The organism is Streptomyces beijiangensis, from assembly GCF_017315755.1.
GTDB classification, from domain to species: domain Bacteria; phylum Actinomycetota; class Actinomycetes; order Streptomycetales; family Streptomycetaceae; genus Streptomyces; species Streptomyces beijiangensis.
In genome coordinates, this window is record NZ_JAFLRJ010000170.1 from 1 (window position 1) to 18,233 (window position 18,233).

Here is an 18,233-nt window from a genome sequence, read left to right on the forward strand (position 1 = left end):
CGAGGTGAAGTTCGGCGGCGGCGTCGGCACCTGGACCGGCTTCGACCACTACAAGGACCTGCTCTCCAGCCCCCTGCTGTGGAAGACGGTCCTGCCCAACACGGTCTTCTTCGCCGTCGCCTGCGTCGGACTGACCGTCGTGCTCGGCACCCTGGTCGCGCTGCTGCTCAACCGGCTCGGCACGGTGTGGCGGTTCATCTGCTCCACCGCGATCATGGCCGCCTGGGCGATGCCGGCCGTCACAGGGACGTACGTCTGGATCTGGCTCTTCCAGCCGGAGGACGGCATGTTCAGCAAGATCGCCGGAGGGCTCGGCCTGATCGACCCGGAGACCACCAACTGGTTCACCGAGCGGCTGCCGTTCTACGCGATCGCCACCCTGAACGTGGTCCACCACGGCTTCCCGTTCGTCGCGATCACCGTCTTCGCCGGACTCCTGACCATTCCCAAGGAGCTGTACGAGGCCGGGATGCTGGACGGCGCGAGCGCCTGGCAGCGCTTCTGGAACATCACCGTCCCGACCATCAAGCCGGTCTTCCTCGTGGTGACCATCCTGTCGACCATCTGGGACTTCAAGGTCTTCACGCAGATCTACATCATGCCCGGCGGCAGCGGCTCCAACGAGGACGTCTACAACCTGGGCGTCTTCTCGTACAACCAGGCCTTCGCCCAGAACGACTACGGCACAGGATCGGCCGCCGCCATCCTGCTGACCGTGCTCCTCCTCGCCATCACCGTCGTGTACATCCGCACCCTCTTCAAGCAGGGGGAGGAGGACCTGTGAGCCGTCCATCGACCGCGTCCCGCATAGGCCTCGGCTCGGCCGTCGCCGCCCTGCTGGTCTTCACGCTCTTCCCCGTCTACTGGATGGTCTCCACCGCACTCGACCCCAAGGCGGTCACCCGCGGCGCCGACGTCCTGCCCAGCGGGATCAGCTTCGAGCACTTCAACTTCGTCTTCGAGCAGGGCAACTTCGGTACGTACCTACTCAATTCGGCCATCGTCGGCCTCGGTACGATCCTGGCCGCCGGAGTCCTCTCCCTCCTCGCGGCCGTCGCGGTCGCCCGCTTCAAGTTCCGCTTCCGCACCTCGGTCCTCGTGATGGTGCTGATCGTGCAGATGGTCCCGCTGGAGGCGCTGGTCATCCCGCTCTACCTCCAGATGCGGGACTACGACCTGCTCGACAGCCTCCTCGGCCTGACCATCGTCTACATCGCCCTTTCGCTGCCCTTCGCGATCTGGACCCTGCGCGGCTTCGTGCAGACCGTTCCCAAGGAGGTCGAGGAGGCGGCGTACATCGACGGCTGCTCCTGGCCGCGGATGTTCTGGTCCGTCCTGCTCCCGCTGGTGGCCCCCGGCCTCGTAGCGACGAGCGTCTTCGCCTTCATCACCGCGTGGAACGAGTTCGTCTTCGCGTACACCTTCATGAAGGGCGCCGACAAGTACACCGCAGCGGTGGGCATCTACCAGTTCTTCGGTGAGAACTCGACGTCCTGGGGCCCGGTCATGGCCAGCTCCACCCTGGTGACCGTGCCGGTGCTGATCTTCTTCGTGATCGTCCAGCGCCGTCTGGCATCCGGTCTGGCGGCGGGCGCGGTCAAGGGCTGATCATGCCTTTGGCATACTGCGCCCATGAAGTGGGAGCTGCGTGCCGCGGGGACGGCCGACGTCGAGGCGATCGCCGAGCTGCGGGCCGTGGTCATGCGCCCCGACCTGGAGCGGCTCGGGCGGTACGACGAGGAACGGGTGCGGCAGCGGCTGCGGGACGGGTTCTCGGCGGCGTACACCTCGGTGATCGAGACCGAGGGGGAGTTCGCGGGCTGTGTGACCCTGCGGCCCGAACGCGACGGGCTGGTCCTTGAGCACTTCTATCTCGCGCCCCGGCTCCAGGGGCGTGGCATCGGGGCGGGCATCCTCGGTGCGCTGCTGGAGCGGGCCGACGGGGACCGGGTGCCGGTGCGGCTCAATGTGCTGCGGGGGAGCGGGGCCCGGCGGCTCTACGAGCGGCACGGGTTCGTCCTGGAGTCGGAGGACCCCGTGGACGTCTTCATGGTGCGGCAGCCGGTCTGAGATGTGCCGGTGGGCGGCACCCCGTGACAACTGGGGTGCCGCCCACCGGCGTTGCTGCTGACGTACCGGCGCGTGACTAGGCGCTCTCGCCGCCCAGGTGGTGCACCCGGACCATGTTCGTGGTGCCGGGGACGCCGGGGGGCGAACCGGCCGTGATGATCATGGTGTCGCCGTTGCTGTAGCGCTGGAGCTTCAGCAGTTCGCCGTCGACCAGGTCGACCATCGCGTCCGTGGAGTCCACCTGGCCGACGACGTGCGTCTCGACGCCCCAGCTCAGTGCGAGCTGACTGCGGGTGGACTCGGAGGTCGTGAAGGCCAGGATCGGCTGGCAGGTGCGGTAGCGCGAAAGACGGCGGGCGGTGTCACCGGACTCGGTGAAGGCGACCAGGGCCTTCGCGTCCAGGAAGTCCGCGATCTCGCAGGCCGCACGGGCGACCGAACCGCCCTGGGTGCGCGGCTTCTTGCCGGGGACCAGCGGCTGCAGGCCCTTGGAGAGGAGCTCCTCCTCGGCCGCCTCGACGATGCGGGACATCGTCTTGACCGTCTCGATCGGGTACGCACCGACCGAGGACTCCGCGGAGAGCATGACCGCGTCCGCGCCGTCCAGGATCGCGTTGGCCACATCCGAGGCCTCGGCGCGCGTGGGGCGGGAGTTGGTGATCATCGACTCCATCATCTGGGTCGCGACGATCACCGGCTTGGCGTTGCGGCGGCAGAGCTCGATGAGGCGCTTCTGCACCATCGGGACCTTTTCGAGGGGGTACTCGACGGCCAGGTCGCCACGGGCCACCATCACGGCGTCGAACGCCATGACGACGCCCTCCATGTTGGCGACGGCCTGCGGCTTCTCGACCTTGGCGATGACGGGGACCCTGCGGCCCTCCTCGTCCATCACCTTGTGGACGTCCTTGACGTCGTCGGCGTCGCGCACGAAGGACAGGGCGACCATGTCGCAGCCCATCTTCAGCGCGAACCGCAGGTCCTCGATGTCCTTCTCGGACAGGGCGGGGACGTTCACCGCCGCGCCGGGCAGGTTGATGCCCTTGTGGTCGGAGATGACACCGCCCTCGATGACGATCGTCTTGACCCGCGGGCCCTCGACCGAGACGACCTTGAGCTCGACGTTGCCGTCGTTGATCAGGATCGGGTCGCCCTTGGAGACGTCGCCGGGCAGACCCTTGTAGGTCGTGCCGCAGATCGACTTGTCGCCGGGGACGTCCTCGGCGGTGATGGTGAATTCGTCGCCACGGACGAGCTCGACGGGACCCTCGGCGAACTTCGCCAGACGGATCTTGGGGCCCTGGAGGTCGGCGAGCACGCCCACCGCACGGCCCGTCTCGGTGGCGGCCGCGCGGACGCGGTCGTAACGGCCCTGGTGCTCCTCGTGGGTACCGTGGCTGAAGTTGAAGCGGGCCACGCTCATGCCGGCCTCGATCAACGAGACGAGCTGCTCGTGAGAGTCGACGGCGGGACCCAGGGTGCAGACGATTTTGGAACGGCGCATAAGGCGGATCCTATCGGTTTGTTTCGCTGCGGAATATTCCGTCTGGTGGAAAGTACAAATGGGCGGGGTTGTGCTCAGGTGTCAGCCGGATGCGGCGTTACGAATCAGGCACGAACCAGGGCGTAAACCTGCTGAGCAATTTCCAGTTCTTCGTCTGTGGGAACGACGGCCACGGCTACTCGCGCGTAATCCGGTGAAATCAGGCGCGGTTCGTCGGATCGCACGGAATTGAGATCGGCGTCGACCGCGTACCCCATCTCCTCAAGTCCGCCGATCGCGGCTTCCCTCACCGGCGCCGAGTTCTCGCCGACGCCCGCAGTGAAGGCCACCGCGTCGACCCGGCCGAGAACGGCCGAGTAAGCGCCGATGTATTTCTTGAGGCGGTGGACGTAGACGCCGAAGGCGAGCTGGGCGGCCCCGTCGCCCTCGACCGCCCGGCGCACCACCTCGCGCATGTCGTTGTCGCCGCAGAGGCCGACCATTCCGCTCTTCTTGTTGAGCAGTTCGTCGATCTCGTCCACGGACATGCCGGCCACCCGGGAGAGATGGAAGACCACGGCAGGGTCGATGTCCCCGGACCGCGTACCCATCACGAGGCCCTCCAGCGGAGTCAGCCCCATCGAGGTGTCGACGCACACTCCGCCGCGCACCGCCGAGGCCGAGGCGCCGTTGCCGAGGTGCAGCACGATGACATTGACCTCCTCCGGCGTCTTTCCGAGCAGCTTCGCCGTCTCGCGCGACACATAGGCGTGCGACGTGCCGTGGAAGCCGTAACGGCGGATGCGGTGCGCGTCGGCGGTCTCCACGTCGATGGCGTAGCGGGCCGCGTACTCCGGCATCGTGGTGTGGAACGCGGTGTCGAAGACGGCGACCTGGGGGAGGTCGGGGCGCAGCGCCCGCGCGATACGGATGCCGGTGATGTTCGCCGGGTTGTGCAGCGGGGCGACCGGCACCAGGCGCTCGATCTCCTCCAGCACCTCGTCGTCGACCACGGTGGGCGCCGTGAACCTGAGGCCGCCGTGGACGACACGGTGGCCGACCGCCGCGAGTTCAGGGGAGTCAAGACCGAGACCGTCGGTGTCGAGCTCCTCCGCGACTGCCCGCAGGGCCGCCTCGTGGTCGGGGATCGGGCCCGAAGTCTCGCGGTCGCCGTGCTTGACGCGCGAGGTCTCCTCGCCGATCCGCTCGACCAGACCGGTGGCCAGACGCGAGCCGTCCGCCATGTCGATGAGCTGGTACTTGACGGACGACGAGCCCGAGTTGAGGACAAGGATCCGGGTGGCTGTCATGCGGTGGCCTCCTGGCCCTGGGCCTGGATCGCGGTGATCGCGACCGTGTTGACGATGTCCTGGACGAGCGCGCCCCGCGAGAGGTCGTTGACCGGCTTGCGCAGCCCCTGGAGGACCGGGCCGACCGCGACCGCGCCGGCCGAGCGCTGCACGGCCTTGTAGGTGTTGTTGCCGGTGTTGAGGTCGGGGAAGATCAGCACGCTGGCCTGGCCGGCGACCTCCGACTCCGGCATCTTGGTGGCCGCGACGGAGGGCTCGACCGCCGCGTCGTACTGGATCGGGCCCTCGATCAGAAGATCCGGACGGGCCGCGCGCACGATCTCCGTTGCCTGGCGCACCTTGTCGACGTCCGCGCCGGAACCCGAGGTGCCGGTGGAGTACGAGAGCATCGCGATCCGGGGGTCGACACCGAACTGGGCCGCGGTGGCCGCCGCCTGGACAGCGATGTCCGCGAGCTGCTCCGCGTTCGGGTCCGGGTTGACCGCGCAGTCCCCGTACACGAGGACCTTGTCGGCCAGGCACATGAAGAAGACGGAGCTGACGATCCGTGCGTCCGGCTTCGTCTTGATGATCTCGAAGGCGGGGCGGATGGTCGCAGCGGTGGAGTGCACCGCGCCCGAGACCATGCCGTCGGCCAGGCCCTCCTGGACCATCAGCGTGCCGAAGTAGGAGACATCGGCGACGACGTCGTACGCCAGCTCGACCGTGACGCCCTTGTGGGCGCGGAGCTGGGAGTAGACCTCGGCGAAGCGCTGGCGGAGCCCGGAGGTCTGCGGGTCGATGATGTCCGCCGCGGTCAGGTCGATGCCCAGGTCGGCGGCCTTCTTGCGTACGGCGTCGATGTCGCCGAGCAGCGTGATGTCGCAGACGCCGCGGCGCAGCAGGACGTCGGCGGCGCGCAGGACGCGGTCCTCGGTGCCCTCGGGGAGGACGACGCGGCGCTTGTTCGCGCGGGCCGTCTCCAGGAGTTCGTGCTCGAACATCATCGGCGTGACGCGGCTGCTGCGGGCCACCGCGAGGCGGCCGAGGAGGTCGGCCGTGTCCACGTACCGCTCGAAGAGGCCCAGCGCCGTCTCCGCCTTGCGGGGGGTCGCGGCGTTCAGCTTCCCCTCCAGCGCGAAGAGTTCGGCCGCGGTGGGGAAGGAACCGCCGGCGACCGCTATGACGGGGGTGCCGGGGGCGAGGCGGTCGGCGAGCTTGAGGATGGCCTCGCCGGGGCGCTCGTCGAGCGTCAGGAGGACGCCCGCGATCGGCGGGGTGCCCGCGCTGTGCGCGGCGAGCGAGCCGACGACCAGGTCGGCGCGGTCGCCGGGGGTGACGACCAGGCAGCCGGGGGTCAGGGCGTTGAGGAAGTTCGGGAGCATCGCGCCGCCGAAGACGAAGTCCAGCGCGTCACGGGCCAGGCCCGCCTCGTCGCCGAGCAGGACCGTTCCGCCGAGTGCGTGGTTGATCTGGGCGACGGTCGGGGCGGAGAGGGCCGGCTCGTCGGGGAGCACCGCGCAGGGCACCGGGAGGCGGGCCTCCAGGCGCTCGGCGATCTCGTCGCGGTGCTCGGGGGCGACCCGGTTGGCGACCATGGTGATGACGTCGCAGCCCAGGGCCTCGTACGCGCGGTAGGCGTTGCGCGTCTCGGCCCGTACGGACTCGGCGGTCTGGCCCTTGCCGCCGACCACCGGGATCACCGACGCGCCGAACTCGTTCGCCAGACGCGCGTTGATCGCCAGTTCGTCGGGGAGCTGGGTGCCGGCGAAGTCCGTACCGAGGACGAGCACCACCTCGTACTCGCGTGCCACCGTGTGGAAGCGGTCCACCAGGCGCGAGACCAGTTCGTCCGTGCCCTGCTCGGCCTGGATCGTGGAGGCCTCGTGGTAGTCCAGGCCGTAGACCGTGGCCGGGGCCTGGGACAGCCGGTAGCGGGAGCGCAGCAGGTCGAAGAGGCGGTCGGGGCCGTCGTGCACGAGCGGGCGGAAGACGCCCACCCGGTCCACCTGACGGGTGAGGAGCTCCATGACTCCCAGCTCAATGACCTGCCGGCCGTCTCCCCGGTCGATCCCGGTCACGTACACGCTGCGCGTCACGCGTGCTCTCCGTCCTGGTAGTCCTCGTATATGGCTGTTCGGGCGCTTCTATCTGCTTCATCCGGCTCTATCCGGCGCAAATGCCCTGTTTAGGGTGGTCATGCCCTCTTGACAATACCCCCGCGCGTGACTACGTCGCCCGCCGGGAAACGGCGGGACTTACGGCCCCCCGCAAGGGTCCCAAGGCCCTGTGCGCCGCGGCTGGGAGCGCGGAGCCGTGCACATGCGTGGAACAATCGGACACGGCTCACATGTACCAGCAGGAGCAGGAGACACAGCACGATGCGCATCGGAGTTCTCACCGCAGGCGGCGACTGCCCAGGCCTCAACGCAGTCATCCGGTCGGTCGTGCACCGGGCCCTGGTCGGGCACGGCGACGAGGTCATCGGCTTCGAGGACGGCTTCAAGGGGCTGCTCGACGGCCACTACCGCCCCCTCGACCTCAACAACGTGAGCGGCATCCTCGCCCGCGGCGGCACGATCCTCGGCTCGGCCAGACTGGAGCGCGACCGGCTGCGCGAGGCCGCCGAGAACTGCGGCGAGCTGACGGAGCGCTACGGCATCGACGCCCTCATCCCGATCGGCGGCGAGGGCACGCTCACCGCGGCCCGGATGCTCTCCGACGCGGGGATGCCGGTGGTCGGCGTACCGAAGACCATCGACAACGACATCTCGGGCACGGACCGCACCTTCGGGTTCGACACGGCCGTGGGCGTCGCGACGGAGGCCATCGACCGGCTGAAGACGACCGCCGAGTCGCACCAACGGGTGATGGTCGTCGAGGTCATGGGCCGCCACGCGGGCTGGATCGCGCTGGAGTCGGGGATGGCGGGCGGCGCGCACGGCATCTGCCTGCCCGAGCGGCCCTTCGAGGTCGACTCGCTGGTCAAGATGGTCGAGGAGCGGTTCGCGCGGGGCAAGAAGTTCGCGGTGATCTGCGTCGCTGAAGGCGCACGTCCGGCCGAGGGCTCGATGCCGTACGAGAAGGGCCTGGTCGACCAGTTCGGCCATGAGCGCTTCACCGGGATCGGGACGCGGCTGGCCATAGAGCTGGAGACCAGGCTCGGCAAGGAGGCGCGGCCCGTCATCCTCGGCCACGTACAGCGCGGCGGCACCCCGACGGCGTACGACCGGGTGCTCGCGACGCGCTTCGGGTGGCACGCGGTGGAGGCGGCGCACCGCCAGGACTTCGGGAACATGACCGCGCTGCGCGGGACCGACATCACGATGGTGCCGCTGGCGGAGGCGGTGACGGAGCTGAAGACCGTTCCTGATGAGCGGATGTACGAGGCCGAGTCGGTCTTCTGACCCGTGCTGTGCGGGACCTGGGTCACGAGTCGGGTCGCCGACCTTCCCGAGTCCTGCACGACCGGGCAGCCCCGACTACCGGCGGGGCTTGCCCCGCTTGGCGGTCTTGGCGCCCTTGGGGCCGCCGGACCCGCTCCGGGGGTTCCGGCCCGCCGCCTTCTTGGGGGCGGGCTTCCTCGCCTTCTCGGCACGCTTGGTCTTCGGCTCGGGGGGCGTTCCACGGCCCCGCGAACTGTTGACGGTCCGGCCCCGCACGATCCCGATGAACTCCTCCACCAGGTCGGTCGTCTCCTCCTCCCGCCACGCCAGCGCGATGCGCGACTCGGGGATGCCCTCGCCGGTCACCGGCCGGTATGTGAGGTCCTTGCGGTGGTGCAGACGGGCGAGCGACTGCGGTACGAGGAGCACACCCACCCCCGCCGCCACGAGCTCGATCGCGTCGGCCGTCGTGGCCGGGCGCTCGTTCGCGGGCTGCCCCGGCAGCCGCCCGCCGTCCCAGTCGAGGATGTCGTCGAGGGGGTGCAGCACGATCTCGTCGGCCAGATCCTCCGCGGAGACCTCTTCCACGGCGGCGATCGCGTGGTCCTTGGCGATCACGACGACGGTCGTCTCGGCGTACAGGGGGATCGCGCTCAGATCCGTACGGTCGATCGGCAGCCGTACGAAACCGGCGTCCGCCCCGAGCTCCCGCAGCAGCCCCGGCACCTCGGCGGGGGGCACCTGGGAAAGGGTCAGAGGGACGTCGGCCAGCCGCTCCTTCCAGATCCGCACCCACTTGGTGGGGGTCACCCCGGGGACGTACGCGAGCCGGAACGAGGGGGGAGAGGGAGGAGATGCTTCCGAGCCTGTCACCCGGCCAGGTTACCGGCCGTGGTCGGCGGTAGTGCACATGCTCGATACCCTGGAGGCATGACGTCGCACCAGAGCACCCAGACCATGAAGCCCGCCACGGCGGCAAAGAAGCTGGGTGTGTTCCTTGAGGCCACCCCCGCCGAGTTCCAGGAGGGTGTCGTCTCGCGCACCGAGCTGAGCACGCTGCAGACCGACCCGCCCCAGTGGCTGACGGACCTGCGCGCCAACGGTCCGCACCCGCGCCCGGTCGTCGCGGCCAAGCTCGGCATCTCGATCTCGGGCCTGGCCCGCGGCGGAGTCGCCGACGCGCTCACCACGGAGCAGATCGAGGCGCTGAAGGCGGAGGCGCCGGAGTGGCTGAAGGCGGAGCGAGCCACTCAGGTGGATGTACGCAAGGAGACGGCCCGTATCAAGGAGCTGCACGCCGAGAAGGCGGCGAAGGATGCGGCGAAGGACGCGGAGCGCACCGACCAGGACAGCTGATCGCACCGGAGCGAATCATGAAGGCAGCCCGTTTCAGCACGTTCGGCGGCCCGGAGGTCCTGGAGATCGTGGATCTCCCCGATCCGCACCCGGGTCCCGGCCAGGTACGCATCGTGGTGCGCGCGGCCGGCGTCAACCCGAGCGACTGGAAGAAGCGCCAGGGGCTCATGGACGAGGAACTCCCGCAGGCCCTGGGTTACGAGGCCGCGGGCGTCGTCGACGAGCTCGGCGAGGGCGTCACGGACGTGGCTGTCGGTGATCGCGTGTTCGGCTTCTGCCCCGAGGAGGGGGCCCAGGCCGAGTTGGCGGTGCTGGCCCACTACGCGCCGGTCCCGCCCTCGCTCGACTTCCCCGGCGCCGCCGCTCTGCCGGCCGCCATCGAGACGGCCACGCGCGCACTCGACCAGCTCGGCGTCGTGAGCGGCAGCACGCTCCTCGTCAACGGCGCCTCCGGGAGCGTCGGCAGCGCCGCGGTTCAGCTCGCCGTGGTGCGGGGCGTGCGCGTGATCGGCACCGCCAGTCCCGCGAACCACGCGTATCTGCGCTCGCTGGGCGCCGAGCCCGTCGCGTACGGCGAGGGTCTCGTCGAGCGGGTCCGCGAGCTGGCGCCCGACGGTGTCGACACGGCGCTCGACGTCGCAGGGAGCGGAGTACTGCCCGAGCTCATCGGGCTCGCGCACGGTCCGGAGCACGTCGTGACGGTCGCCGACTTCCCCGGCGCGCAGGAACACGGGGTGCGCTTCAGCCGTGGGGACGCCGGCCGCGCGCTCCACGTACTGGGCCAGATCGGCGAGCTGATCGAAGCCGGGCGCTTCTCGCTCCCGGTCGCGGGGACCTTCCCCCTCGCGGACATCGCGGAGGCGCACCGCGCCGGCGAGGACGGTCACGTGCGAGGGAAGCTCGTCCTGCTGGTCGGCTGACGACTGACGAGGCCGCGAGTCCTGGCCGGGGACGGCGGCGGCCTTGTCCCGTCGCGGTTATGGGCGGGGTGAAGCCAGGCCCGTCTCCCAGGCCCAGGCCGCGATCCCCACCCTGTTGCGCACCGCCAGTTTCGCCTGGACGTTGGCGATGTGGGTCTTTGCCGTTCCCGGTGAGATGAAGAGTTCCGTTCCGATCTCCGCGTTGGTCAGGCCGCGCGCCACCAGGCGGGCGATCTCGCGTTCGCGGGCGGTGAGCGGGTCGGCCGGCGGAATCCGGTCCTGGCGGTCGGCCAGCCGGCTGAGCAGGCGCACCGTGATCTGCGGGCTGATCAGGGTGTCCCCGGCCATGGCTGCCCGTACGCCCTCGATCAGCAGTCCGGGGCCCGAGCGCTTCAGCAGGAATCCGCAGGCGCCGCTGCGCAGGGCCGTGTGCACGTACTCGTCCAGGTCGAAGGTGGTGACGACCACGACCCGGGTGGGGTGTTCGGCCTCGGGGCCCGCGAGCAGGCGCGTCACCTCCAGGCCGTCCATACGCGGCATCCGGATGTCTGTGAGGACGAGGTCGGGGCGGAGGTCGCGGGCGAGATCGACCGCGGTCGAACCGTCGGCGGCCTCTCCTACGACCGTCATGTCGGGCTGGGAATCGAGGATGAGCCGGAAACCGTGGCGTATGTCCTCTTGGTCGTCGGCGATCAGGATGCGGGTGGTCACCGGATCATGATGCCGTGGGGAAGGTGGCTGTGACCTGCCAACCATCCTGATCGCGACCGGCTTTGAGCGTTCCTCCGGCTGCTCGGACGCGTTCGGTGAGCGCGAGGAGTCCGCGACCGCCGTGGTCCCGCCGGGGGAGTGGGGCGCCGCCCGCGTCGTTGCGGATGCGGAGCTCGACCATGGCGCTGTCCTGGGCGTGCGCGAGGGTGACGTCGACCGTGGTGGCCTGCGGGGCGTGGCGGCGGATGTTGGTCAGCGACTCCGCCGCGATGCGGTGGGCTGTCGCGGCGGCCTCGCGCGAGAGGGAATCGGACACTCCGGGGGCTATGTCGATACGGGTGCGGGCCGGGGCCGTGGCACTGAACTCCGTTACCAGGGAGGTCAGTTCCGCCAGGTCGGGCAGGGCGTCGCGGGAGTGGGCCGGGTCCGGGTCCGGGTGCAGCATCCGTACCGTACGGTCGATCGACTCCAGGGCGGCCAGGCCCGCGCGCTCGATCCGCTCCAGTGCCGCGACCGCGGCGGCGGGGTCGGCGGCGGCCACGTATCGGGCGGCCTGTGCCTGGACCACTATTCCGCTGATGTCGTGGGCGACGAAGTCGTGCAGGTCGTGGGCGAGTTCCAGCTGCTGGGCATGGCGGGCCTCGCGTACGGCCCGGTGCCTGCGGGCCTCCATCAGGCGCGGATAGCCGCCGACGGCTGTGGCGACAAGCGTCGGGATCAGCCAGAAGCCGGCCAGGCCGACCCGCTCCACCAGCGAGGCCGACGGGAGGAGCGGCAGCGTCCACAGGGTGACGGCCGCTCCGGCGGTGAGGGTCGGCGCGAGCGGGCGCGGCGCGTGGCGGACCGTGGCCGCGAGCAGGGCCAGCAGGACGACCACGGAGACGGCGAGCGTCAACGACTCGCCCTCCGTCAGGAACGAGCCCGCCGCCACCAGGGCTCCGGCGGCGGCCGTGACGGGGCCGATCGTGGCGGCGTAACGCTCCGTGATTCTCACAGAGTTGAGCCTATGCGGGCGGTGTGCACGGTTCCCTCTGCCGATCGGCAGAGGCGCGGCGGGACAGGGAGCGGGGATCTCCCGATCGGCCGATGGTGGCGGCGGGGGGTTCCGGCGGAGGCTTGGGGCACACCGAAGCGCCGGACCCACCACCCACATTCGTGCACATGAAGGAGACCGAGATGGCCATGCTCGACGTCCGGAAGTTCCGCGGCAGGATCACCGCACTCGCCGTGGCCGGCAGCGCGCTGCTGATGACGGGCGGCAGCGCGCTGGCGGCCGGCCCGCAGGATGGCGGCGCGGCTCCCGGGCCGAAGGAGGCGCACGTCAGCGGTGACGCCTGGGTGAGGTTCGGCGCCGATCCTGACAACCCGATGCGGCGGTTCATCTTCGACGCGTACGGGGCGCCCTACCGGGTCGTCGACGGGAAGGTGTCCTTCACCCATCTCGGGCACGGGGCCGTGCGGTACTTCCATCCCAAGAGCCCCGGCAGTAAGGAGGGTTGGTGGGGAACGGTCAAGGTCGACTACGTGATGACCGGCGGGCCCGTCGCCGTCGTGTCCGGCACGATCACCGACGGGCCCGACACGAAGGGCGCCCGGAAGTCGTTCAGCGTCTACTCCGATCCCCGGGGGCACGCATTCGACCGGATGGGCTTCTCCTGGGGTGTCGTCGATGCGCGGTGCACCCAGAACAACGCGGCTCCCGCCCCCTTCAACTCCTATGTGTCCGGGCGCGGTTACACCGTCCGGTCCGTCGAACTGCCGGACCCCGGGGGAGCAGTGGTCGAGGAGCCGCCCGTGCCCGGCTGTCCCCCGGAGAATCAGTGACGGAAAGGGTGCGGGCCACCGAGGGGCCTTTCTCCCCCGCGCGGGGGAGGGCAATGGTCCGTGGGGCCGATGCGACCGGAAATGGACCTGGCAGAGCATGAATCGTCAGGATCACGGAAGCTGGAGGTCACGGTGGCTGTCCCCGTAACGACGCAGGCAGATGAGGGGACAGCGCGTCTCGCCCCGGCATCCCGCTGGGCCGGGTGGTCGCGGCGGTGGCCCGAGTGGGCGCCTGCCGCCGGCGTGATCTGTGGCGCGGTGTACGCCGTGGTCGAGGTCTCCTGGGCCGCGACGGGAATCACGGTCCCCTTTACCCCGCACACCTCCTACTCGCCGGTCGTCCAGCTGATCCTGGCCGCGCTGGCCATCGCAGCCTGTGTCGCCTGCCGGGCCACCGGGCGACAGCTGGACCGGCCCGGCCGCATGGCGGTGGGGGGCACGCTCGTCCTGACCGTCCCCGTGTTCGCGATGGGCACGACGGGCCTGCCCGCCTACTTCGTCACCCTGGCGGCCGGTTCCGGTCTGGAGAGCGCCACCGGCCTGGCCCATGTGCTGCTGAGCACGGCGCTCACCGCAGCCCTCGTCCTCGTCGCCCTGTCGTACCGCCGGCGGCAGTCCGGCTCATGCCCCCGCTGCGGGCAGCGGCACACCGGCGGATACGACGTCCCGCTCGTCCACCCCGGTGCCACGACCGCCTCCCGGCGCACCAGGAGGCCGGCCTACCTGCTGATGTGCGGGATGCTGCCGTGGGCCGGCGTGAAGACCGTCTGGACGCTGGGCGGTGACGCGCTCGGCATCACGGCCGCGAAGTGGAAGGAGTCGAATTCCGGCGGATCGGCGGCGGCGAAGGCGCTCGCCGAGGTGGGCATCGATGTCACCGTGCTGGCCGCGGGGCTCGGATTCTTACTCCTGACCGGACTCATGTACCCGTGGGGGCAGGTGTTTCCCCGCTGGACGCTGGTTCTCTCCGGGCGCCGTGTACCGCGTCTGCTGCCCCTGATCCCGGCGTGGCTGACCGCGTTCGGCCTGTCGGTGTACGGGGTCTTCCTGGTGATTTACGCTCCCCTCGCCGCCCTCGGAGCGTTGCCGGCCCCCGAACCCGACGCGGATCTCGGCGCCACCGTCTCCGGAACTCTCTGGCTGGCCGCCTTCGGTGGACTGGCCTTCGGCGGCCTGGGGTTCGCTCTCCTGGCGGCCGCACGCTCCTACTCCGCCCGGACCCGCCCCGGCTGCGCCACCGCACATCCATGATCCGGACCCGGAACACGCCCTAGCCGTGCGCCAGTTCCCAGAAGCGCGGGACGATCCCGTCCAGAAACGCCCGGCCCTCGTCGCCCGCCGTCGACGACGTCCGGCCCCAGCTCAGCGTCGACACCATCTGCGCCTGGTAGTCGGAGTGGAGCTGTTCCAGGACGTCCTCCAGATGCGGGCGCGGGAGGGCGAGGAGCTTGGCCGCCGGGCGTACGTACGCCTGCCAGCGCGTCGTCACCGCGCTGCGCAGCAGGTCTGCCAGCTCCTCGTCGCGGCCGGTCGCCGTGAGGAACGCGGCGGGCGTCAGGGCGAGCGCCTCCGCCAGGGCCGCCGACTGGCGTTCGTTGCCCCGCCAGCGGGAGGCGTCCTCCATGCGGAGGTACGCGGAGACCTCCATGCCGATCCGGCGGGCCAGGTCGTCGGGGGCGTACCCCTGCGCCAGCCGGTGTTCGCGCAGGGTTGTCGCGGTGATCAGCAGATCGGCGAGCGAACACCACAACACCCCTGCCAGCGCCGTCAGTTCGCGGGAGGTCGGGAAGAGCAGACCCCGCTCCCAGGCCGCCACGGTGTCCGGGTTGACCTGGAGGCCGTACTGGGCGCGCAGGCCGTAGGCGACATGGCCGGGGGCCATGCCCAGCGCCTCGCGCAGGCGGCGCGCGGCGGGGGCGTCGAAGGGTGGGCTCTCGTGGTGCACGGGCACACGGTAGGGGTGGGAGTGGGGGTGCGACTACGGTGCGTTCCGACAGGGTTCGGGCTTTGGAGGAACGTACGGCCGGGGCGGTCAGCCCTTCACCGCGCCGCCGAGTGCGAATCCGCTTCCCAGACGGCGTGCGATGAGCACGTAGAGCAGGACCACGGGCGTCGAGTAGATCATCGAGAACGCCGCCAGCTCGCCGAAGGCCACCTGACCCGTCCGGTTGCCGAAGAAGTTGAAGATCGAGACCGAGGCCGGGAGCTGTTCGGGGGTCAGCAGGAGCATGAAGGGGACGAAGAAGTTCCCCCACATCATGATGAAGCTGAAGATCGTGACGACGGTGACCCCCGGGCCCATCAGGGGGAGCACGATACGGGTCAGCGTCTGCATGCCTGTCGCGCCGTCCGTCCGCGCCGCCTCCTCCAGGACCATCGGGACGCCGTCCATGAAGTTCTTCATCAGCCAGATCCCGAAGGGGAGTTGGGAGGTGGAGAGGAAGAGTGCGGTGCCGTACGTGGTGTCGATGAGGTTGGTCTGCACGAAGAGGCCGTAGACCGGGACCATGATCGCGGTGATGGGGAGGCAGGTGGTGAAGAGGACGGTGAGGAGGAAGGGGCGGTTGAAGCGGGAGCGGTAGCGGGAGAGGGGGTACGCGGCGAGGGCCGACGCCGCCACCGTGAGGGCCGTCGCGCCGCCGCAGAGGATCAGGCTGTTGAGCATCGGGCGGAAGGTGATCTCCTCCGTCAGGACCCCGGAGAAGTTGTCGAGCGTGGGGGACTCGGGGAGGTGGACGCGCAGGCCCGCCACCGGGTCGACCGAGGACAGGACCAGCCAGATCAGCGGGAGTGCGAAGGCCGCGGCGAGGACGAGCAGGGCCACGTCGGTGGCGAGGCGTTCGGTGGTGTGACGGTTGCGCGGGGCGCGGGGCATCGTCTCTCAGACCTCCGTCTTCAGCAGGCGTAGGTAGACCACGGAGAAGAGCGAGCTGATCAGCAGGAGGAGAAGCGCGACCGCCGTTCCGTAGCCGATCAGGGACTTGTTGAACGCCTGGTCGTACATGAAGACCGGGAGCGTCTCGCTCCGGTTTCCCGGGCCGCCCCGGGTCATCGCCCAGATCAGACCGAAGACCGAGAGGGTCTGGAGGGTGTTGAGCATCAGGTTGGTGGCGATCGATCGGCGGATCATCGGGAGCGTGATGTGCCAGAAGCGGCGCAGCCCGCTCGCGCCGTCCATCTCTGCCGCTTCGGTGATGTCCTGCGGGATCTCCGCGAGGGCCGCCGAGTAGATCAGCATCGAGAAGGCCGTGCCGCGCCAGACGTTCGCGAAGGAGACGGCGACGATCGGGAGGGTGTAGAGCCAGTTCTGGGACGGGAGATGGAGCCAGTCCAGGATGGCGTTGAGGGTGCCCTCGCGGCGGAAGAAGGCGTACAGGAGGAAGGCCGCGACGATCTCCGGCAGCACCCAGGCGGCGATCACGAAGGCGCCGGTCAGGGAGCGGACGGGCTTGGACGCGCGGCGCATCAGGGTCGCGAGGAGCAGGCCCAGGGAGTTCTGGCCGATGAGGGAGGAGATGACCGTGAAGACGAGCGTCAGCCAGACCGCGTTGCGGAAGACCGGGTCGGCGAAGGCGCGGCGGAAGTTGGCGAACCCGACGAAGTCCGTCGACGAGGAGCCCGTCAGCTGCATGTTGGTGAAGGCGATGTACACGCAGTACGCGATGGGGCCGGCCAGGAAGACGAGGAGCAGGACGACGGCCGGGGCCAGGGGCAGCCAGCCGAGCCGGCCGCCCCTGCGCAGAGTGCTCAAGAGGCTTCACCTCGGGTGGGTGGGGCGGGGCGCCCGGCCGGAGGGCGCGCAGGGTGCGGCATCCGCGCCTCAGCCCTTGTTGACGACTGCGTCGCCGGCGATCGTCTTCAGTGCGTCGTCGTACGTCTTCGCCGCGCCGTCAGGTTTCGCGTCGCCCGTGGTCACGGCCTCCATCGCCTCGCCGATCGCCGTGGAGATCTGCGGATAGACGGGGAGAGCGGGGCGGTAGTGGGTGTACTGGACCAGGCCCGTGAAGAAGTCCACGCCGGGGCTGGACTTGAGGTAGCCCGGGTCCGCGGCGACGTCCTTGCGCACCGCGATCTGCGCGCCCTGGACCGTCCACTTCACCGCGTTCTCTTTGGTCTGCAGCTGCTCGATCATCTTCCAGGCCAGGTCCTGGTTCTTGGACTTGGCGGGGATGGAGTAGATCCAGCCGCCCGACATCGAGACCTTGCCCGGCGCCTGGCCGTTCTGGGTCGGCATCGCGGTCTGGCCGAGCACCGTCGACCATTCGGGCCAGGGCTTGCCGCCCGTGGGCAGCCACTGGTTGCCCATCCAGGAGCCGTCGATGTCGATGGCCAGCTTGCCGTTGGGGAGCCAGTCCGTCTGGACCTGGGTGCCGACGTTCGGGTCCAGGGCGTCGGACTGCTGCGGGCCGAGCTTCTCGGAGAAGACCGTGTTGACGAATCCGAGCGAGTCCTTGAAGCCCTTGCTGCCCGCGACCCACTTGCGGGACGCGGTGTCGTAGAGGGGGTCGGTCCCGGTTCCGTACAGCAGCATCTCGAAGCCCTGCATCACCGCGGCCTCGCCAGGACCCTTGCCGGTGTAGATGTTGAGCGGGATCGTGCCGGGCACCTTCTGCTTGATCGTGCGGGCCGCGTCGAGGATCTCCGCCCAGGACTTGGGCTGCCAGTCGACGGGCAGACCCGCCTTCTTGAAGATCTCCTTGTTGAACCAGATGCCCCGGGTGTCGGTGCCGTCAGGCACCCCGTACGTCTTGCCGTCCTGCGCCTTCGCCGCGGTCTTGGCGGTGGGCAGGAACTGGTCCCAACTCGGCCATTTGGCAAGGTACTTGTCGATCGGTGCGAGGTATCCGCTCTTGATGTCGGAGTTGATCAGGAACGTGTCCTCGTAGACCAGATCGGGTGCGGTCTTCGACGAGCGCATCATCTGCTGGATCTTGGTGTAGTACGCGTTCTCGTCGGCCTGGATCGGGATCAGCTTGACCTTCTTGCCGGGGTTGGCCTTCTCGAAGTCCTTCTTCACCGCCTCCAGGTAGTTGTCCATGACCAGCACTTTGTTGTTGGTGGAGCGCTGGTAGGCGATCTTCACGGTGTCGGGGCTGGAACCGGAACCACTGCTGCAGGCGGTGAGCGAACCGGCGGCAAGGACAGTGGCTGCGGCGGCGAGGATCAGTGGAGCGGTGGGGCGCACGGGCACGAC

Annotated in this window: 18 protein-coding genes; 8 read left to right on the forward strand and 10 right to left on the reverse strand. The window is 69.7% G+C overall.

Annotated elements, in window-relative coordinates:
- The 3 genes from J0695_RS18965 to J0695_RS18975 all read left to right on the forward strand — a co-directional run.
- A partial coding sequence (locus J0695_RS18965; protein ID WP_206963279.1) for a carbohydrate ABC transporter permease occupies positions 1–784 on the forward strand: 784 nt, incomplete at its 5' end.
- On the forward strand, positions 781–1,608 hold the full coding sequence (locus J0695_RS18970) for a carbohydrate ABC transporter permease (RefSeq protein ID WP_206963280.1): 828 nt from the start codon (positions 781–783) through the stop codon (positions 1,606–1,608). The genes J0695_RS18965 and J0695_RS18970, both read left to right, overlap by 4 nt.
- A gap of 24 nt (positions 1,609–1,632) precedes the next feature.
- A complete protein-coding gene (locus J0695_RS18975; RefSeq protein WP_206963281.1) occupies positions 1,633–2,070 on the forward strand; it encodes a GNAT family N-acetyltransferase in 438 nt (145 codons plus the stop codon).
- A gap of 76 nt (positions 2,071–2,146) precedes the next feature.
- Here J0695_RS18975 and pyk read toward each other — a convergent pair whose 3' ends face one another.
- From pyk to pta, 3 genes are all read right to left on the reverse strand, one after another.
- A complete protein-coding gene (gene pyk / locus J0695_RS18980) occupies positions 2,147–3,574 on the reverse strand; it encodes a pyruvate kinase (RefSeq protein ID WP_206963282.1) in 1,428 nt (475 codons plus the stop codon).
- A gap of 104 nt (positions 3,575–3,678) precedes the next feature.
- A complete protein-coding gene (locus tag J0695_RS18985; RefSeq protein ID WP_206963283.1) occupies positions 3,679–4,863 on the reverse strand; it encodes an acetate kinase in 1,185 nt (394 codons plus the stop codon).
- Complete coding sequence (gene pta / locus J0695_RS18990; RefSeq protein WP_206963284.1) at positions 4,860–6,941, reverse strand: phosphate acetyltransferase; 2,082 nt, start codon at positions 6,939–6,941, stop codon at positions 4,860–4,862. The genes J0695_RS18985 and pta overlap by 4 nt, the downstream gene beginning before the upstream one ends.
- A 282-nt stretch (positions 6,942–7,223) precedes the next feature.
- Here pta and J0695_RS18995 point away from each other — a divergent pair, with 282 nt between their 5' ends.
- On the forward strand, positions 7,224–8,249 hold the full coding sequence (locus J0695_RS18995; RefSeq protein ID WP_206963285.1) for an ATP-dependent 6-phosphofructokinase: 1,026 nt from the start codon (positions 7,224–7,226) through the stop codon (positions 8,247–8,249).
- A gap of 75 nt (positions 8,250–8,324) precedes the next feature.
- Here J0695_RS18995 and J0695_RS19000 read toward each other — a convergent pair whose 3' ends face one another.
- Positions 8,325–9,101, reverse strand: a complete 777-nt coding sequence (locus J0695_RS19000; protein ID WP_206963286.1) for a LysR family substrate-binding domain-containing protein — start codon at positions 9,099–9,101, stop codon at positions 8,325–8,327.
- A gap of 57 nt (positions 9,102–9,158) precedes the next feature.
- On the opposite strand from J0695_RS19000, the gene J0695_RS19005 reads away from it, so the two are divergent.
- Together J0695_RS19005 and J0695_RS19010 are read left to right on the forward strand one after the other, a co-directional pair.
- The gene (locus J0695_RS19005) at positions 9,159–9,584 is read left to right on the forward strand and encodes a DUF5997 family protein (RefSeq protein WP_206963287.1); all 426 of its coding nucleotides are present in this window, start codon (positions 9,159–9,161) and stop codon (positions 9,582–9,584) included.
- A 17-nt stretch (positions 9,585–9,601) separates the two neighbouring features.
- Positions 9,602–10,504, forward strand: coding sequence for an NADP-dependent oxidoreductase (locus J0695_RS19010; RefSeq protein WP_206963288.1), 903 nt, complete (start codon positions 9,602–9,604; stop codon positions 10,502–10,504).
- Positions 10,505–10,561: 57 nt separating this feature from the next.
- Here the strand turns inward: J0695_RS19010 and J0695_RS19015 are convergent, their stop codons facing one another.
- Together J0695_RS19015 and J0695_RS19020 are read right to left on the reverse strand one after the other, a co-directional pair.
- The gene (locus J0695_RS19015; RefSeq protein WP_307798682.1) at positions 10,562–11,215 is read right to left on the reverse strand and encodes a response regulator; all 654 of its coding nucleotides are present in this window, start codon (positions 11,213–11,215) and stop codon (positions 10,562–10,564) included.
- Between the two features lie 4 nt (positions 11,216–11,219).
- A complete protein-coding gene (locus J0695_RS19020) occupies positions 11,220–12,209 on the reverse strand; it encodes a sensor histidine kinase (protein WP_206963290.1) in 990 nt (329 codons plus the stop codon).
- A gap of 167 nt (positions 12,210–12,376) precedes the next feature.
- On the opposite strand from J0695_RS19020, the gene J0695_RS19025 reads away from it, so the two are divergent.
- Both J0695_RS19025 and J0695_RS19030 read left to right on the forward strand, forming a co-directional pair.
- Entirely contained in the window at positions 12,377–13,039 is a 663-nt protein-coding gene (locus tag J0695_RS19025; protein ID WP_206963291.1) for a hypothetical protein, read from the forward strand.
- A gap of 132 nt (positions 13,040–13,171) precedes the next feature.
- Complete coding sequence (locus tag J0695_RS19030; protein WP_242552875.1) at positions 13,172–14,290, forward strand: hypothetical protein; 1,119 nt, start codon at positions 13,172–13,174, stop codon at positions 14,288–14,290.
- 19 nt (positions 14,291–14,309) lie between these two features.
- Here J0695_RS19030 and J0695_RS19035 read toward each other — a convergent pair whose 3' ends face one another.
- The 4 genes from J0695_RS19035 to J0695_RS19050 form a co-directional block, all read right to left on the reverse strand.
- The gene (locus tag J0695_RS19035; RefSeq protein WP_307798683.1) at positions 14,310–14,984 is read right to left on the reverse strand and encodes a helix-turn-helix domain-containing protein; all 675 of its coding nucleotides are present in this window, start codon (positions 14,982–14,984) and stop codon (positions 14,310–14,312) included.
- Between the two features lie 87 nt (positions 14,985–15,071).
- Complete coding sequence (locus J0695_RS19040) at positions 15,072–15,914, reverse strand: carbohydrate ABC transporter permease (protein ID WP_206963293.1); 843 nt, start codon at positions 15,912–15,914, stop codon at positions 15,072–15,074.
- Positions 15,915–15,920: 6 nt separating this feature from the next.
- Positions 15,921–16,790 (reverse strand): carbohydrate ABC transporter permease, encoded by an 870-nt coding sequence (locus J0695_RS19045; RefSeq protein ID WP_372445793.1) that lies wholly within the window; start codon positions 16,788–16,790, stop codon positions 15,921–15,923.
- A 69-nt stretch (positions 16,791–16,859) separates the two neighbouring features.
- Positions 16,860–18,224, reverse strand: a complete 1,365-nt coding sequence (locus tag J0695_RS19050; RefSeq protein ID WP_206963294.1) for an extracellular solute-binding protein — start codon at positions 18,222–18,224, stop codon at positions 16,860–16,862.
- Positions 18,225–18,233: the final 9 nt, after the last annotated feature.

What these genes read in the sequence shown, in the direction of transcription:
- J0695_RS19005 (WP_206963287.1), top strand. Translation starts at nt 9,159, where the DNA reads ATGACGTCGCACCAGAGCACCCAGACCATGAAGCCCGCCACGGCGGCA.
- J0695_RS18985 (WP_206963283.1), bottom strand. Translation starts at nt 4,863, where the DNA reads ATGACAGCCACCCGGATCCTTGTCCTCAACTCGGGCTCGTCGTCCGTC.
- J0695_RS18995 (WP_206963285.1), top strand. Translation starts at nt 7,224, where the DNA reads ATGCGCATCGGAGTTCTCACCGCAGGCGGCGACTGCCCAGGCCTCAAC.
- J0695_RS19010 (WP_206963288.1), top strand. Translation starts at nt 9,602, where the DNA reads ATGAAGGCAGCCCGTTTCAGCACGTTCGGCGGCCCGGAGGTCCTGGAG.
- J0695_RS18975 (WP_206963281.1), top strand. Translation starts at nt 1,633, where the DNA reads ATGAAGTGGGAGCTGCGTGCCGCGGGGACGGCCGACGTCGAGGCGATC.
- J0695_RS19040 (WP_206963293.1), bottom strand. Translation starts at nt 15,914, where the DNA reads ATGCCCCGCGCCCCGCGCAACCGTCACACCACCGAACGCCTCGCCACC.
- pyk (WP_206963282.1), bottom strand. Translation starts at nt 3,574, where the DNA reads ATGCGCCGTTCCAAAATCGTCTGCACCCTGGGTCCCGCCGTCGACTCT.
- J0695_RS19025 (WP_206963291.1), top strand. Translation starts at nt 12,377, where the DNA reads ATGAAGGAGACCGAGATGGCCATGCTCGACGTCCGGAAGTTCCGCGGC.